We start from the raw sequence: 14,296 nt of genomic DNA, 5'->3' as shown, positions 1-14,296 counted from the left end.
ACGCCATCAAGCCGCCCTCCGATAGCTGCGGAGAAGATCGCCGGCGCCGCTGCGCTCCAATGCGCGAGCAATTGCCGTCGGGTCGAAGATGTGACTGCCAAGCCCTTCTGTCGCGGATTGGCGCATTCCAGGATTTGAATTGACGGCGGCGCAGGCGAGATATTCGGCGAGCCTGCGGAAGGCCTCCAGGACGAGCGCGGGAGCCGCTGGCGTCGCCGGCCCGACCGTCCCGGTGAAACGATAGATCGCCGCGTGCAGCACATAGCCGCCCATCGGCGAAGCGCAGAGCGTCGCATCTTCAACCCATGCGCCCGCCTCCCATCGCTCGACGGTTGCGATCGCCGCCGGCGCCAGGGGAGGAAACCAACAGCCCGGCCCCTCTGCCGTCCAGACTACGGCGCGGGCGGCGTAGCGATAGGCCGTGTAGGCTTCGAGCCGCTGCCAGATCATGGCGCGGTCCAGGGCCGCCGCAGCGCTGGAAAGGCCGCTCGGCGCGGCGGGATAGGAAGCCGGCTCGGCCTCCACCTGTCGAATTGTCGTCGCCATTTATGCCGCCTCAATGAGAGAGATCGTCGCGCCGGGCGGAAGGTGAATCCAGTTGAAGCATGCAGGCGAATCGACGAATAGCGCCGGATCATTTGCATCTGCGGAGCCGCTGCCGCCCGCGGGAATGACGCGATATCTCGTCGCCGTGGTGACTTCGATGCGTGCGAGATTTGTTCCGGCGGGCGATGCTGTCGACGACGCAGCGGACGCGCTCGTCGTCACCTGTTGGCGCGAGACATAAGGCTCTTTCGCAAATGAGGTGTGAATGTTCCCCTCGTCGCCGAGGTGTCCGGCATAGTGCCAGATTTTTGCAGTCGCCATCTTCAAGCCCTCCATCGCGCCAGCGCATGGCGCAAGGCTGTTTCGTGCGTTGCCATATGTGCACGCGCACGCGCTTCAACGGTCGTGTTCGTGTAAGCCGGCCATGCCGAGACGACACTGATTTCGCGCAGCTCCACGGCGCGCAGCTCGCGACGCTTCCCGCTCCATTGCTCGCCGGTCGCGCGGAAGCCGAAACTCATTCCGCCGAGATCGGCACGCTCGGCGAGCGCCAGAACATCGCGCGCGGCTTGCGTGTCGGGGAGATCGATCGAGAACGCGAGGCCGCGAGTATCTTCCGCCAAGCGCAGCGTTCCACTCCGCGTCCGGCCGAGAACGCGCGTCTGGTCATGATCCACCAGCGCCAGCACGTCAGCGCCGCTCGCCAGCGTCGCCGAGAAGGCGCCGGCGCGTATCGTCTCGACGAAATCAGCGACGCGCGCCTCTGTGCCGAACGTCGCGGCGTATCCTTCAAGACGACGCGGATTATCCCGCGCCGCCCTGATTTCAATTTGAAGCGCGCGCCGTTCCATTTATTGGATTCCCGTCAAGATTTGCAACTGCGCAGGACGCGAAACCGTCACGTCGAGAGTCGCCAGCGCCGTGAGACGCAGGCCGCCGGACGCTGCGTCGGAATACGGGTCGCGGATCAGATCAATTGCTCCCCACGCGCCGACGAAGATAGGCGGGACGCCGCCGACGTTGGTGGTGAGAAGCGCTTTTGACGCCGCGGGCGAGCCGGTCGGCGCAGCGAGCGCATTCGACGATGCGACGACATTGGAGATCGGAATATTTTTGATGAGGCGGTCCCACTCGCTGACGGCCGTGGAGGTAATCAGCGAGCCGTCCATCGTGTCCCACACTTCCGGGCGAATGAGCAGCCGCACGTCGCCGGGAGAGGTCGCCGAGTTTGCGACCATGAAGCGCTTCACCGCGCCGCGGAACGCCGCCCACGAAGCCGCAGCCGCGATGCTCGTCGACGTGATGCTGTAGCTGCCGACCATCACACCCGCCGGCTCGCCGCCCGATCCCGCGCCGAGGAAAACGGCCTTGTCCATCGCCTCGCCGAGCGCGCCGGCCATATCGCGCCTCACCGCGGCTTCCAGGGCGTCGCCCACCTGCTTCATCGCCTTGCGCGTGATCTTCATTTGCAGGCCGAGCGTATTGGCGGGCGTCAACGGCTTGTCAGTGGTGGCGTAAGCGGTCGGGCCGCCGACGCTTCCCGTCTCGCTCGACGCCCACGCGGCGGAGACGGCGCTCGTCGTCACGGGATGGTCGACCTCGCCGTGATCGATCGAAATGAACTGAGCGCCCATGCGCGAGGCCGCCGACGCAGCGAAGATACGATCGATGATCGGCGCTTTCACGTTCGGCGCGACGACGCCGCTCGCGATGGTCTCGCCGGCGCGCTGTTCGAGCGCCGCCCAAGGAATCGGAACGCCGCGATAGCCGCCCTTGCTTCGCAGCTCTTGGACGATTTCATTCGTCGGACCGTTCAGCACGCGGCCTTCGTCGAGGTGGAGCGCGACCTGTCGCATTTCGAATTTGCTGACAAGCTCGTTCCACTCGTTCGAGCCGCGCGTTTCGAGATCGTCTTTCGCTTCGCGGCGCTCGGTATCCTCAGCGATCAAAGCGCCACGGTATTTGATTTCGTTTGCGCGATATTCAGCGTCGAGCGTCTCAACGCTGCGCAGTTCGTCCGCAGTCGCATCGGACTTGCCGACCAGAGCAGACAGAGCGCTTCGGATTTCACTCTGTCGTCGAGATAGCTTTACAGATTCGAGCATTCACATATTTCCTTCTCTATGAGGCCGCGCCAATTCAGCAACGGCTGCTTTCCATGCGCTCTGCGCTTGGTTCGGGGCGCGCCCCAATTCTTTCTCGGTCTCGATTGCATGGCAGTCGCGACACAATGTTTTCAGATTGGCGAGATCGAATGCGAGGTCCGGCCGATCGCGCACACGCTTGACGTGATGAACCTCGAGCTTGTTGCGTGAACCGCACTCGACGCACTTGAAGCCGTCGCGACGCTTCGCGAGAAAGCGCGCACGCGTCCAGCGTTCGCTCGAATAGATGCTGCGGCCTGCTATACCCATAGCGCTGGCCTCGCGGCTTTTCGCACGCGCCCGGCAATGCGCGATCCTTCACCTACTGCCATCACGGTCGCAGTCGCAGCGTCTACGCGAGCCGTAGAACGTCCCTTGGCGATCTTCGCGGCGCCGGTCGGGTCTACCAGCGTGACGCAATCGCCGAGCGCGCTGCGCAACAGCAAGCTCCGCTCAGATTTTATGCGACGCTCGAATGCGAACTGACGAAACCGTTCCACATCCTCGGCCGATTCCTTCCATCCCTGTCCGCGCCATGTCGGAACGATCGACAATCCTGTTTTGGTGAGCGCTTCGAGAAATTCGCTCTGTCGGAAACGATCGCAGCAAAGCGAGTTGATCGGATATCCGCCGAGCCTCGCAACCATCGCAGAGACGAATGCAGGAACGTCGACGACTTGCTGTCCGAGCATGAGCAAAGAGCCGACATCGAACATTTGCTGATATCGATCGCCCACGCCGTCGCTGCGTCCGCGATCCAATAAATTCGGCGAAGTCGGGAAAGCGCCATAGACTTCGAGCCGGCCGGTCTCATGCCAGAAATTCGCCCACGCGCTCATAGACGACGATCCGCCGAGATCGATTCCACATGTGAGAGGCCCTTGTCGCGGCGGAAGCTCGTCGACTTCGCACGCCATCCAGCGATCAACGGATATCAGGACGGCGCGCGATTCATGTGAGACCCTTTGATTCAAGTGATACAAGCGAAACGACGAGAGCGCGCTCCCGCCTCGAGCAAGCGCTCGCCGGGCCGCAGCTTGGAGCCATTCTTCCGAGCTTCCGATACCCTCCACAGCGCCGGGATTCGCCGCCCTGATAGCGTCCAGATCGTCGGGCGCGAGATCGTCGGGCGCCCGATACTCGCGGACGAAGACGCCCTCGCCCGGCTCGTCGAGCAATTTGCTGAAGGCGTGGCTGTCCGTCGCGGCGGAAGTGCTTATGACCAGCACGCGCCCCGCCCGCTTGCCCGCCGCCGACGTGACTGCGGCCTCGAGCGCATCGCCTCGCTCGTCGAGCCAATGGCCGCGCTCGTCGAGCAGGGCGAACACGGGGGAGAGGCCCAAGGCGTTGCGGGCGTCGCTCGCCAGCACGTTGAGGACGTGGCCGCCGCCGTCGCCCTCATAGCGGATTTGCAGTCGGGGGGCGCGAACGAAGGTGAGGAGCTTTCTGGTCTTCACAGGAAGCGACGACGCCAGGCCCTCGATCAGGCGCCAGGCGATAGCGCCCTGGTCTCGCGTCTTCGCGCCTATGACGATTTCGCGGCGGGGCTGCGGATCGATCTTTCCGATCAGCGCTGCCAAGCACAGGCTAGAACCCAAAGTGGTCTTTCCGGCCCCGCGTCCGACGCTCAATGCGGCAATCGAAATGCCGGGCGCCAAGGCCCCCGCGATGAACTCACGCTGGAAATCGGCGAGCTTGATCTTTTGCCCGGCGAGAGCCCCTTCCGGGACGCGCAAGGACTCGATAAAGCGGCAGGCGGACTCGGCCGGCGTCATCGGATTGCCCCCGAGAGAGATTGTTGAAAAGTCCCAAGCCGGTTCGCGCCCCCGATTGAGATCGCCGCCATTGGCACCAGATCGGCCGTCATGCGCGCCCCCACAGGCTGACGACGACTTCCTCGCCGGTCACAACGCTGCGGATCGTCAGCACGCCCTCGCGCCGGCCCTCGACCGGCTCGCGCCACCACTCGCGCCGAGCGGAGTTCATCCGTGCCATGGCGTCGAGCCGGCGCTCTACCTCGGCCCGTCGCAGTTCGGCCTCTATCTCTTCGCGATGGCGGCGCAGGTCGACGACGACGCTTTCGGGAAGCGGCGCAGGCGCGGCGAGCTTCACCTTCCCGCCGTCGAGGTAGACCCGGCCTCCCAGGCCCTCGACATGCTCGAGGAGCTTGCGGGCGGCGCTCATATTTCGACCTCCCACCCGAGGCCGTCGTCCCGATCTTTCTTTCCGTCGAGATCGCCAGGGACGGAAAGATGGGAAAGATCGGAAAGATTGGCGAAGCCGGCCGCCGCCGTGGCCTCTATCTTTCTTTCCGGGTTTCTTTCCCTGTCCGGCTCGGAAAGATTGGCGGAAAGATTGGCAGGATCGCTAACCGGCTGTAACGCCTTGCCTTCGTCGAGTTTCTTTCCCTTCTTTCCGATCTTTCCGGGGGCGGAAAGATTGGCGGAAAGATTCGGCTCGGGCCCGCCAACGGCCCCGGATTTGGGGGCGTCGTTTCTTTCCCTGTTTCTTTCCGCGATCTTTCCGGGAAAGATGTAGAGGCCCCGTCCGGCCCGATCGATGTCGCCGGCCTTCGCCATCTTGAAGAGGAGGAGGTCGACGGCGTTGCGGTTCGCCGCCTCGGTGGCGAGCATGATGTCCTTGACGCTCATCGGCTCGTCAGAGTCCTTGAGCACGTCGAGGATGGCTTTGCGCTCATCCGTCTTACGAACCTCGGCCGCCTGCCCCAATATCGACCATTTGCAGGCGTCGCGATCGAAGGAGACCGCCGTCTCGATTTCGGGGATATCGCGCCCGCGCCCGTAGAGCGTCGCGCCGTTGCCGTCCCTGTCCAGGATCAGCGTCGTATCGGCCGCCCCGGACAGGCCGAGCGTGCCCGACACTTTCTCGAAGGCGTCGCCATCCGAGCCGCCCTTACGGGTATGGTGGACGATGACGATCGCCACACCGAACTCCATGGCGAGTGCCTGGAGCGCCTTCACGGCCCCGTAATCGGAATCGTAGAGCTGTTCCTTGCCGCCGCGCGCCGGGCGGAACATGGCGAGCACGTCCACAACGACCAGCCGGGCGTTGTTGTGCCCGACGAGCCATTGGCGAAGATCCTCGAGGCCGCCATCGTTCGCCCGAGCCCATTCGGTCGCAAAGTCGAGGCTCGCCGGGCCGCGCGCGCCGGCCGGCATGAGCCGATCCATGCGGCTTTGCAGGCGGCGCAGATTGTCCTCGAGCGCGAGATATAGGACGTCGCCCTGTTCGCACTGGACGCCGCCGAGGCACGTCCCGCCGCTCGCAACGGCTATCGCCATTTCGAGCGCCAGCCAGCTCTTGCCGAGCTTCGGACGGCCGGCGAGGATCGTGGCGCCCTCGGCGACGTAGGCGGGGACGACGTAGCGAACCGGCTCGAACTGCATATCCAGCAGCTTCGCGCCGCTCGTCAGCGTCGGGCGCTTTCGCGGGATAGAGCCGGGCACCCCTCGGCGCTCGGCCGCCTTGCGTTCGTTGTAATTCCGCATTTCGACAGCGAAATAGGCGTTGCGCCGGTCCTCCGGCCATGTCTGAAAATCAGCGGGGTAGCTCATCGCGCGCCCCCTTCGGTCGTCGCGGGCGCGAGTTCGCGGAAGGTCTGGCAGGCCGTGCGCGTGGTCGCGATAATCTGCCGCAGCGTCGCCTCGCAGGTCGCATCGGAACCGCGATACGCAGCCTCGGCGAGCGAGACGCCAAGCGAAGAGATCAGGTCGCCGCACTCGGCGATCAGGTCGCGCCGCAGCCATGCCGCGACCGAATTTGCGGTTGCGTTCGCAGGCGCAGCAGAGTATTTTTCGACGTGAAGTTCAGCAACTTCCACATGAGTTTTGCCGCCGTTCCGGGGACCAGCCGGAGCGGCGGTTTCATTTTGGGGAAGGCCGCTATCACAGTTTGACGAAGGCCCGGAAACCCCTTTTAATTCAATAGAGGGAGATTGGCCGGTTTGACCGGCTAAACCGTTGAAATCTGGCGCGGCTTGCCGCCCCGCCACTCCGACCAATTCTTCTTTCGATGTTCCGTCACAGCATGGTCCGCGCCCGCGGCGCGGGCGATGCGTCGCTCTCGGGCTCGGCAGGGTTGATAATTCGTCGCCACGCGCAAGTTCGTTACGGTCGTCAACCGTCAGCGAAAGGCGCAGCCCATGTCCGAGACGCTCATCAATCTCATCATCCAGCTCTTTGCCGGCGCGGCCGGCGGCTCCGGCGTCGCCAAGGCCAATAAGAATCTCGATCTCGGCCCCATCGCCAACGCCATCATCGGCGCGCTCGGCGGCGCGGGCGGCGGCTCCATCCTCACCTCGCTCATTCCGGCGCTCGCCGGGGCGGCGGGCAATGGCGGATTCGATATCGCCGTCTTCGCCGGCCAGCTCGTCGGCGGCGGCGTGTCGGGCGCGATCGTCACCGCCATCGTCGGCCTCATCCGCAACGCTCTCGTTCAGAAGCAGCGGGCGTGACGCGCCAGCGCGCGGACCCGTAGACGCATCGGCCGAATATCGGCATACCGATTGCGTAGAACGCTTCCAAAAGACGCCCTCCTCGTGAGGGCGTCGGATGCGGGTTCGTGCGAAAGGCGAAGACAGTGGCCGATGAAGCATCAGTCTTGAAAGCGCTGGAGAGCGTCGCCGGGCCGGGCGGCAAATCGATTGTCGCGGCCGGCCTCGTCAGCGGAGTCAATGTGTCGGGGGCCAAGGCCTTCGTCTCGCTCACCGGCGATCCGGCGCGGGCCAAGGAGCTCGAGGTTCTGCGCGTCGCCGTCGAGGGCGCCGTGAAGACAGTGCCGGGGATAGAGTCGGCGATCGTGACGCTGACCGCCGAGCGGGCGCCGGCGCCCGCCGCGCCGCCGCCGGGACAGGCGCCGCAGCGCAAGACCATCGCCGCGATCGAGAAGATCAAATATATCGTCGCGGTTTCCTCGGGCAAAGGCGGCGTCGGGAAATCGACAACCTCCGCCAATCTGGCGCTCGGCCTCGCGGCGCAAGGCTGGCGCGTCGGCCTGCTGGACGCCGATATCTACGGCCCTTCGGCTCCGCGGCTGTTCGGCCTCAAGGGCCAGCCGGAGGTCGTCGGCAATAAGATGATCCCGCTCGAGGCCTATGGGCTCAAGATCATGTCCATCGGCTTTCTGGTCGAGGAGGACGTGCCCATGGTCTGGCGCGGCCCGATGGTGGCGCAGGCGCTGGGGCAGATGCTGGGCGAGGTCGCCTGGGGCGAGCTGGACGCGCTCGTCGTCGACATGCCGCCCGGCACGGGCGACGCGCAGCTGACCATGGCGCAGCAGGTTCCGCTCGCCGGCGCGGTCGTCGTGTCGACGCCGCAGGATCTGGCGCTGATCGACGCGCGCCGCGGCGTGGCGATGTTCCAGAAGGTCTCGACGCCCATTCTCGGCATTATCGAGAATATGAGCTATTTCCTCTGCCCGCATTGCGGCGGCCGTACCGACATCTTCTCCCATGGCGGCGCGCGGAAGGACGCGGAGGCGCTGGGCGTGCCCTTCCTCGGCGAGGTGCCGCTCGATCTCGCCATTCGCCAGACCTCGGACGCCGGCACGCCGGTCGTCGCCTCCGCGCCGGAAGGCCCGCATGCGGCGATCTACAAGGAGCTCGCCGCCAAGGTGAAGACTCTGCTGGAGACGCAGTCGCTCCGCGCCCCGCCGAAGATCGTCATCGGCTGAGACATGCGAAAAGGCCGCGGCCGCCGTCTGGCGGGCCGCGGCCTTTTGCTTTTTCACGTGGGCCGGTCAGGCGCGCTCGGCTCTCGCCGTCGCCGACCCGTCTTCAGAGATGGGTCGGGATGAAAGAATCGTCGCCGAGGTCGAATTTGTAGTTCCAGCCGATCGAGACCTCGGTTCCGCGCAGCCAGAGATTGACATTGGCGGCCGGATTATAGGCGCCGAAAGGCGTCGCCGGCGTCTGCGGCAGCGCTTCGCGCCCGCGGACGCTGTTCTTGAAGCCATAGACGAAAGCGACATCGATCGTCGAGTTCTTGGTGATGGCGTAGCTCACGCCGGCGCTCGCATGATGCGCATTGATGATCGGCGCAAGTATGTTCAGCGTCACGCTGTCCGTCGGGATCGGATTGGTCGCATAATGATAGCCGAGGCGTAGGGCGAGGCTGGGCTGGACGCGCCATTCGACGCCGAAGGACGCCGAATCCGTGTCTTTCCAGCCGAAGCCGGGGCCGTTCGACGCGCCGAGCGTGCGATAAAGCACCGGGAAGCTCGGATTGCTCACCGAGGAGACGCCGGAATAGAAAATATGGCGCCAGTCGGCCATGACCGTCAGATCGGGCGTGAGGTCATAGGCGACGCCGGCGGTGATCGAGGCGGGAATGTCGAAGCGGCCGCCATCGGCGAAAAGCCCGGAATATTTGGCGAAGCGCGTCATGAACATGGGCGTCGAGGCTGCGGCGCCGATGCGAAATTGATCCGTCACGCGCCATTGCACGCCAAAGCGGACGCCGCCGCCGAAGGACCAGTCATAACCATTGTCCGAGAGGCGATACATGTCGGACGAATAGGGCGCGAAGGTCTTCAGTCCCTGTATGTTGATCGTCTGCACGGCGATCGTCGGCGCTATGCCGATCGCCAGCGAGCCGAATTTTTGCGCATAGGCGAAGCTGGTGAAGGACTGCTCCAGATTGACGCCAGCGTAGCCGCCGCCGAACGGGCCGCCGAGCGGCGGGTGATAATGGCCGAAATCGAAAGAGGTGGCGATGCCGCCATTGCCGTAGGACGCCGTGCCCCAGGACGAATTGGCGTCGAGCGGCGAAACATATCCGCTGTTCGGCACCGGAAAGATCGGACGGCCGCTGCGAATATCGCCGGGCGCCACCACTTTGGGCAGCCCCTCGGTCGAGTAGCCGCGCTCCGGCATGAGGGCGGTGATGCCCACGTGCATCTGGCGCTCGAGATCGACAATGCCGGCCGGATTGATCGAGATCGCCATGGAATCCCGCGAATCGGCGACGCCGGCGCCGCCCAGCGCCTTCTGACGCGGGCCATAGCCGATCAGAAAATAGCCGTCCGCCGCCAGCGACGGAGCCGTCATCGAGACCGTGAGCGCAGCCGCCGAGGCCAGATTACGCCAGGAATATCCGTTCATTATCTATCGCCCCGCCCCAGATTTCGGTCGCCGTTCACACGCCATTTAGAAGCACTCGGCAACCCGGCGGCGTTCTCATCACACGACTCACTATTGTCCGAGACCCTAGCAGAGCGCTCGCCCCGCGACAGCGCCGTCGCCCGGATTTCCGTGAATAATTCGAGGCCTGTCACGTTTTTGCCACAGCGCGTGATTGCCGGCTTGCCGCGATCCGAGGCCGCGGGTAGAATCGGAGCATGGCGAGGGGCGCCTCTCCGAGAGGAGCGGCTGAGAAGCACCCATCGAACCTGATCCGGGTAATGCCGGCGCGAGGGAAGGCCAGCAGGACGCGACGCCCGATTTTTCGGGACGGCGCGCCCGACTTCATCGCCCGCCGCCCATCCTCAGAACCAATGGAGCGCGACGATGAACGTGCAGGACAAGCGCCCGACGACGCCCCAGAGCGTGACCACCGGACCGATCGGCGCCTCGCGCAAGCTCTATTTCGCGCCGCGCGGCCGCGAGGATATTCGCGTTCCCGTCCGCGAGATCGCGCTTCATCCCTCCGCCGGCGACGCGCCTCTGCGCGTCTATGACCCGTCCGGCCCCTATAGCTGCGCCGATTTCACGCCCGATCTCGCGGCCGGCCTGCCGGCGGCGCGGCGCTGGCTGGAGAGCCGCGCCGGGCTCGAGGCCTATGACGGCCGCGCGGTGAAGCCGGAGGACAATGGCTTCGTCGGCGAGGATCGGCTGGTCCCGCCCTGTCCCGCGCCGCGCGCCATTCGCCGCGCCGCCGGCTCGGCGCCGGCGACGCAGCTCGAATTCGCGCGCGCCGGCATCGTCACCGAGGAGATGATCTATGTCGCGCATCGCGAGAATCTCTGCCGCGAGCGCGCCTTCGCGCAGGCGGCGGAACGGATAGAGGCGGGGGAGGGCTTCGGCGCCGCTGTCCCGGCTTTCGTGACGCCGGAATTCGTGCGCGAGGAGATCGCCCGCGGGCGCGCCATCATCCCCGCCAATATCAATCATCCAGAGGCCGAGCCGATGATCATCGGCCGCAATTTTTTGGTGAAGGTCAACGCCAATATCGGCAATTCGGCCATTACCTCCTCTGTGGCCGAGGAGGTGGAGAAGATGGTGTGGGCGATCCGCTGGGGCGCCGACACGGTGATGGATCTCTCCACCGGCCGCAATATCCACAATATTCGCGACTGGATCATTCGCAATTCGCCCGTGCCGATCGGCACAGTGCCGATCTATCAGGCGTTGGAGAAGGTCGGCGGCGACGCCACCAAGCTGGATTGGGAAGTGTTCAAGGACACGCTGATCGAGCAGGCGGAGCAGGGCGTCGATTATTTCACCATTCACGCCGGCGTGCGCCTCGCCCATGTGCCGCTCACAGCGGATCGCGTCACCGGCATCGTCTCGCGCGGCGGCTCGATCATGGCGCGCTGGTGCCTCTCGCGACATTCGGAGAGCTTCCTCTATGAGCGCTTCGACGAGATTTGCGACATCATGCGCCGCTATGACGTCTCCTTCTCGCTCGGCGATGGATTGCGTCCGGGCTGCATCGCCGACGCCAATGACGCAGCGCAATTCGCCGAGCTGGAGACGCTGGGCGAATTGACCAAGATCGCCTGGGACAAGGGCTGCCAGGTGATGATCGAAGGCCCCGGCCATGTGCCGATGCACAAGATCAAAGTGAATATGGAAAAGCAGCTGCGCGATTGCGGCGAGGCGCCCTTCTACACGCTCGGCCCGCTCGTCACCGACATAGCGCCCGGCTATGATCACATCACGTCCGCCATCGGCGCCGCGATGATCGGCTGGTTCGGCACGGCCATGCTCTGCTATGTCACGCCGAAAGAGCATCTCGGCCTGCCCGATCGCGAGGATGTGAAGACCGGCGTCATCACTTATCGCATCGCAGCGCATGCGGCCGATCTCGCCAAGGGCCATCCGGCGGCGCAGGAGCGCGACAACGCCATGAGCCGGGCGCGTTTCGATTTCCGTTGGGAGGATCAGTTCGACATCGGCCTCGATCCCGATACGGCGCGCCGCTATCACGACGAGACGCTGCCCAAGGAGGCGCATAAGGTCGCGCATTTCTGCTCCATGTGCGGGCCGAAATTCTGCTCCATGCAGATCACGCGCGATCTGCGCGAGGAGGCGGCGGCCATCGCCGAGCGGGAGAAGGGCTTCGCTGAAAAGAGCGCGGAATTTTTGGAAAAGGGCGCGCAGATCTACGTCGCCGAATGAGGCGCGCGACGGCGGTTTTCGTCAGAAAATGCGGGCGGGAGCTTTTTCTGCGTTGCAGCGAAGGCTTTCTCCGCATCGTCTTCGGCGCGACACTGAAATGTCAATTACATTGACAGCCGCAGCGAAAACAGCCTATTTCCCCCGCGGGACGATGCGCCCTGTAACAAAATAAGGGACAAATGCTCCCACGTCCAAAAGAGGGAAACGGCAAATGAACATTCGCGCCATTGTGACGGCCGCTGCTCTGTCGCTCGGCATGGTCGGCCCGGTTTTCGCCGGCTGCGACACCAAGGATGAAGACAAGCAGGGCGTCTGCGTCGACAAGTGCTACTTCGAATATCTTTCGATCAAGAATCGCTTCTCCTCGACCCCGGCGTCGATCGAGAAGGCCAAGTCCGACAAGGAAGCTTGCTATCAGAAGTGCGGCTGCGAGCCGGCCTCTGTGAAGGAGTAATCCTTTTCGGATCGACGCGAGCCCGGCGGGCGCAAAGCTCGCGTCGAGGCTCGTGACGCCGCCGGGCGCGCGATATATCGCGCGCCCAGGAGGCCTCGGAGGGGGCCTCTGAGAGACGATCGCGCGCTGTGCTCGAATTTCATACAGTCGCCGTGTTTCCAAAATTGCGCTCGATGCGCCGACGCTGCGAATAACGCTCTCTCGCTCAGAAGAGGCGACGCCGCTCCTCCATCATTCATCACTTCCGATTCGAGGCTGCTTCGTCGTCGCGATGGACGGAGCTTTCGGTTGTCTCGCGCCTTGGACCCGCTATTGTGCGGCGCATGACTGAGAGACAGCAAGCCGTCATCGGCGTCGTCACCGCCTCCGACCGCGCCAGCGCCGGCGTCTATGAGGACATCAGCGGACCGGCCATCGCCGCCTATTTCGAGAAGGTGCTGACCACGCCCTTCCGCATAGAGCGGCGACTCATCCCCGATGGCTTCGAGAGCGTGCGCGACACGCTCATCGATCTCGCCGACAATATCGGCTGCGATCTCGTCGTCACCACTGGCGGCACGGGGCCGTCGCCGCGCGATCTGACGCCGGAGGCGACGCTCGCCGCCGCGCCGCGCGAATTGCCCGGCTTCGGCGAGCTGATGCGCAAAGTGTCGCTGGCGCAGACGCCGACAGCGATATTGTCGCGGCAATTGGCCGCGCATCGCGGCAAATGCCTCGTCATCAACCTGCCCGGAAAGCCGGCCGCAATCGAGCTCTGCCTCGACGCGGTGATGCCGGCCGTGCCCTATTGTCTCGATCTCATCGGAGCGGCCTATATAGAGACCGATCCGGCGCGCGTCGCCGCCTTCCGCCCGAAAGGCAAATAGCCGCCCGATCGGGTGGGGCGTCTCCCCTTCTCATTCGCGCATCGGGGCTGTATAGACTGGCCGCCGGCTCGAGTGAGGCCGCGTGAATTTCGAATGGGGGCGAAGCGTCATGAGCGATGTGCGGCTGGTCATCGTCGGCGCCGCCGGCCGCATGGGCCGGATGCTCATCGCGGCCGCCGGCGAGACGAAAGGCGTCGCTCTGACCGGCGCGCTCGTATCGCCCGATTCCCCCGTCCTCGGAGAGGACGCCGGCCTGCTGGTCGGGCGCCCCGCGAACGGCGTGCGCCTTTCCGCCGATGTGGCGGCCGCGCTGGCGACGGCCGATGTGGCCATTGATTTTTCGACGCCTGCGACGACGGTGGCGCTGGCCCGGCTCGCTGCGGCGGCGGGCGTCGCCCATGTCATCGGCACCACCGGATTTTCGGGCGAGGACCTCGCCGCTCTCGCCGCAGCGGCCGAGCGCGTTCCCGTGGTGCGCTCCGGCAATATGAGTCTCGGCGTCAATCTTCTCGCCGTTCTGGTGGAGCGCGCAGCAAAGGCGCTCGGCTCCGCCTGGGACATAGAGATCGTCGAGATGCACCACCGTATGAAGGTGGACGCGCCCTCGGGCACGGCGCTCCTTTTGGGCGAGGCGGCGGCGCGGGGGCGGGAGATCGCGCTCGCCGAGCATAGCGCCCGCGCCCGCGACGGCCTCACCGGCGCGCGGCGGGAGGGCGACATAGGCTTCGCCTCGCTGCGCGGCGGCACGGTGGTGGGCGAGCATTCGGTTATTTTCGCCGGGGCGGGCGAGCGCATAGAGCTCGCGCATCGCGCCGAGGATCGCGGCATTTTCGCGCGCGGCGCGATCGCCGCAGCAGTTTGGACGCGAGGCCGGCCTGCCGGCCTCTATTCTATGGCCGATGTGCTCGGCCTCGCCGGCGCCTGATCT

The 14,296-nt window shown here is 65.1% G+C and carries 17 protein-coding genes and 1 riboswitch; of the genes, 7 read left to right on the top strand and 10 right to left on the bottom strand.

The features are described from left to right. Window positions 1-6 precede the first annotated feature (6 nt). The 6 genes from ACT53T_RS05355 to ACT53T_RS05330 are packed head-to-tail and all read right to left on the bottom strand — an operon-like array spanning window position 7 to window position 3,529. On the bottom strand, window positions 7-546 hold the full coding sequence (locus tag ACT53T_RS05355; RefSeq protein WP_476160428.1) for a hypothetical protein: 540 nt from the start codon (window positions 544-546) through the stop codon (window positions 7-9). Beyond that, window positions 547-873 carry a hypothetical protein gene (locus tag ACT53T_RS05350; RefSeq protein ID WP_476160427.1) on the bottom strand — a complete coding sequence of 109 codons (327 nt, stop codon included), beginning with the start codon at window positions 871-873 and terminating at the stop codon, window positions 547-549. Then, window positions 870-1,397 (bottom strand): HK97 family phage prohead protease, encoded by a 528-nt coding sequence (locus ACT53T_RS05345; protein ID WP_476160426.1) that lies wholly within the window; start codon window positions 1,395-1,397, stop codon window positions 870-872. Before ACT53T_RS05345 ends, ACT53T_RS05350 begins: the two co-directional genes overlap by 4 nt. Beyond that, window positions 1,398-2,651 (bottom strand): phage major capsid protein, encoded by a 1,254-nt coding sequence (locus ACT53T_RS05340; RefSeq protein ID WP_476160425.1) that lies wholly within the window; start codon window positions 2,649-2,651, stop codon window positions 1,398-1,400. It abuts the gene before it with no gap. After that, window positions 2,652-2,960, bottom strand: a complete 309-nt coding sequence (locus ACT53T_RS05335) for an HNH endonuclease (RefSeq protein WP_476160424.1) — start codon at window positions 2,958-2,960, stop codon at window positions 2,652-2,654. Continuing rightward, window positions 2,951-3,529, bottom strand: a complete 579-nt coding sequence (locus tag ACT53T_RS05330; RefSeq protein ID WP_476160423.1) for a terminase TerL endonuclease subunit — start codon at window positions 3,527-3,529, stop codon at window positions 2,951-2,953. Before ACT53T_RS05330 ends, ACT53T_RS05335 begins: the two co-directional genes overlap by 10 nt. Before the next feature lie 126 nt (window positions 3,530-3,655). On the opposite strand from ACT53T_RS05330, the gene ACT53T_RS05325 reads away from it, so the two are divergent. After that, the gene (locus tag ACT53T_RS05325; protein ID WP_476160422.1) at window positions 3,656-4,492 is read left to right on the top strand and encodes a hypothetical protein; all 837 of its coding nucleotides are present in this window, start codon (window positions 3,656-3,658) and stop codon (window positions 4,490-4,492) included. 61 nt (window positions 4,493-4,553) lie between these two features. Here ACT53T_RS05325 and ACT53T_RS05320 read toward each other — a convergent pair whose 3' ends face one another. The 3 genes from ACT53T_RS05320 to ACT53T_RS05310 all read right to left on the bottom strand — a co-directional run bounded on the left by ACT53T_RS05320 (window position 4,554) and on the right by ACT53T_RS05310 (window position 6,711). Continuing rightward, on the bottom strand, window positions 4,554-4,874 hold the full coding sequence (locus tag ACT53T_RS05320; RefSeq protein WP_476160421.1) for a hypothetical protein: 321 nt from the start codon (window positions 4,872-4,874) through the stop codon (window positions 4,554-4,556). After that, window positions 4,871-6,097, bottom strand: coding sequence for an AAA family ATPase (locus ACT53T_RS05315; protein WP_476160534.1), 1,227 nt, complete (start codon window positions 6,095-6,097; stop codon window positions 4,871-4,873). The genes ACT53T_RS05320 and ACT53T_RS05315 overlap by 4 nt, the downstream gene beginning before the upstream one ends. Before the next feature lie 164 nt (window positions 6,098-6,261). After that, a complete protein-coding gene (locus tag ACT53T_RS05310) occupies window positions 6,262-6,711 on the bottom strand; it encodes a hypothetical protein (RefSeq protein WP_476160420.1) in 450 nt (149 codons plus the stop codon). 141 nt (window positions 6,712-6,852) lie between these two features. Between ACT53T_RS05310 and ACT53T_RS05305 the strand changes: the two genes are divergently transcribed. Together ACT53T_RS05305 and ACT53T_RS05300 are read left to right on the top strand one after the other, a co-directional pair. After that, window positions 6,853-7,164 (top strand): hypothetical protein, encoded by a 312-nt coding sequence (locus tag ACT53T_RS05305; RefSeq protein WP_018266201.1) that lies wholly within the window; start codon window positions 6,853-6,855, stop codon window positions 7,162-7,164. A 125-nt stretch (window positions 7,165-7,289) separates the two neighbouring features. Then, window positions 7,290-8,381: an Mrp/NBP35 family ATP-binding protein gene (locus ACT53T_RS05300; RefSeq protein ID WP_026191422.1), complete on the top strand. Its 1,092-nt coding sequence runs from the start codon at window positions 7,290-7,292 to the stop codon at window positions 8,379-8,381. A 103-nt stretch (window positions 8,382-8,484) separates the two neighbouring features. Here the strand turns inward: ACT53T_RS05300 and ACT53T_RS05295 are convergent, their stop codons facing one another. Beyond that, window positions 8,485-9,810 (bottom strand): OmpP1/FadL family transporter, encoded by a 1,326-nt coding sequence (locus tag ACT53T_RS05295; protein ID WP_476160419.1) that lies wholly within the window; start codon window positions 9,808-9,810, stop codon window positions 8,485-8,487. Between the two features lie 232 nt (window positions 9,811-10,042). Beyond that, a riboswitch (TPP riboswitch) is annotated at window positions 10,043-10,143 on the top strand. A gap of 72 nt (window positions 10,144-10,215) precedes the next feature. Here ACT53T_RS05295 and thiC point away from each other — a divergent pair. The 4 genes from thiC to dapB all read left to right on the top strand — a co-directional run bounded on the left by thiC (window position 10,216) and on the right by dapB (window position 14,293). Next, window positions 10,216-12,048, top strand: coding sequence for a phosphomethylpyrimidine synthase ThiC (gene thiC / locus ACT53T_RS05290; RefSeq protein ID WP_018266198.1), 1,833 nt, complete (start codon window positions 10,216-10,218; stop codon window positions 12,046-12,048). A gap of 211 nt (window positions 12,049-12,259) precedes the next feature. Then, complete coding sequence (locus ACT53T_RS05285; protein WP_476160418.1) at window positions 12,260-12,502, top strand: hypothetical protein; 243 nt, start codon at window positions 12,260-12,262, stop codon at window positions 12,500-12,502. Window positions 12,503-12,825: 323 nt separating this feature from the next. After that, on the top strand, window positions 12,826-13,368 hold the full coding sequence (gene mog / locus ACT53T_RS05280; protein WP_018266195.1) for a molybdopterin adenylyltransferase: 543 nt from the start codon (window positions 12,826-12,828) through the stop codon (window positions 13,366-13,368). Window positions 13,369-13,477: 109 nt separating this feature from the next. Next, window positions 13,478-14,293 (top strand): 4-hydroxy-tetrahydrodipicolinate reductase, encoded by an 816-nt coding sequence (dapB, locus tag ACT53T_RS05275; RefSeq protein ID WP_476160417.1) that lies wholly within the window; start codon window positions 13,478-13,480, stop codon window positions 14,291-14,293. Window positions 14,294-14,296: the final 3 nt, after the last annotated feature.

This window comes from Methylosinus sp. DMC45 (assembly GCF_056313885.1).
The sequence above is the reverse complement of the archived record's forward strand: the minus strand, read 5'-3'. Positions and strand labels throughout refer to the sequence as shown.

What these genes read in the sequence shown, in the direction of transcription:
- ACT53T_RS05355 (WP_476160428.1), bottom strand. Translation starts at nt 546, where the DNA reads ATGGCGACGACAATTCGACAGGTGGAGGCCGAGCCGGCTTCCTATCCC.
- ACT53T_RS05345 (WP_476160426.1), bottom strand. Translation starts at nt 1,397, where the DNA reads ATGGAACGGCGCGCGCTTCAAATTGAAATCAGGGCGGCGCGGGATAAT.
- ACT53T_RS05340 (WP_476160425.1), bottom strand. Translation starts at nt 2,651, where the DNA reads ATGCTCGAATCTGTAAAGCTATCTCGACGACAGAGTGAAATCCGAAGC.
- ACT53T_RS05335 (WP_476160424.1), bottom strand. Translation starts at nt 2,960, where the DNA reads ATGGGTATAGCAGGCCGCAGCATCTATTCGAGCGAACGCTGGACGCGT.
- ACT53T_RS05330 (WP_476160423.1), bottom strand. Translation starts at nt 3,529, where the DNA reads ATGAGCGCGTGGGCGAATTTCTGGCATGAGACCGGCCGGCTCGAAGTC.
- ACT53T_RS05320 (WP_476160421.1), bottom strand. Translation starts at nt 4,874, where the DNA reads ATGAGCGCCGCCCGCAAGCTCCTCGAGCATGTCGAGGGCCTGGGAGGC.
- ACT53T_RS05315 (WP_476160534.1), bottom strand. Translation starts at nt 6,097, where the DNA reads ATGCAGTTCGAGCCGGTTCGCTACGTCGTCCCCGCCTACGTCGCCGAG.
- ACT53T_RS05305 (WP_018266201.1), top strand. Translation starts at nt 6,853, where the DNA reads ATGTCCGAGACGCTCATCAATCTCATCATCCAGCTCTTTGCCGGCGCG.
- ACT53T_RS05295 (WP_476160419.1), bottom strand. Translation starts at nt 9,810, where the DNA reads ATGAACGGATATTCCTGGCGTAATCTGGCCTCGGCGGCTGCGCTCACG.
- thiC (WP_018266198.1), top strand. Translation starts at nt 10,216, where the DNA reads ATGAACGTGCAGGACAAGCGCCCGACGACGCCCCAGAGCGTGACCACC.
- ACT53T_RS05285 (WP_476160418.1), top strand. Translation starts at nt 12,260, where the DNA reads ATGAACATTCGCGCCATTGTGACGGCCGCTGCTCTGTCGCTCGGCATG.
- mog (WP_018266195.1), top strand. Translation starts at nt 12,826, where the DNA reads ATGACTGAGAGACAGCAAGCCGTCATCGGCGTCGTCACCGCCTCCGAC.
- dapB (WP_476160417.1), top strand. Translation starts at nt 13,478, where the DNA reads ATGAGCGATGTGCGGCTGGTCATCGTCGGCGCCGCCGGCCGCATGGGC.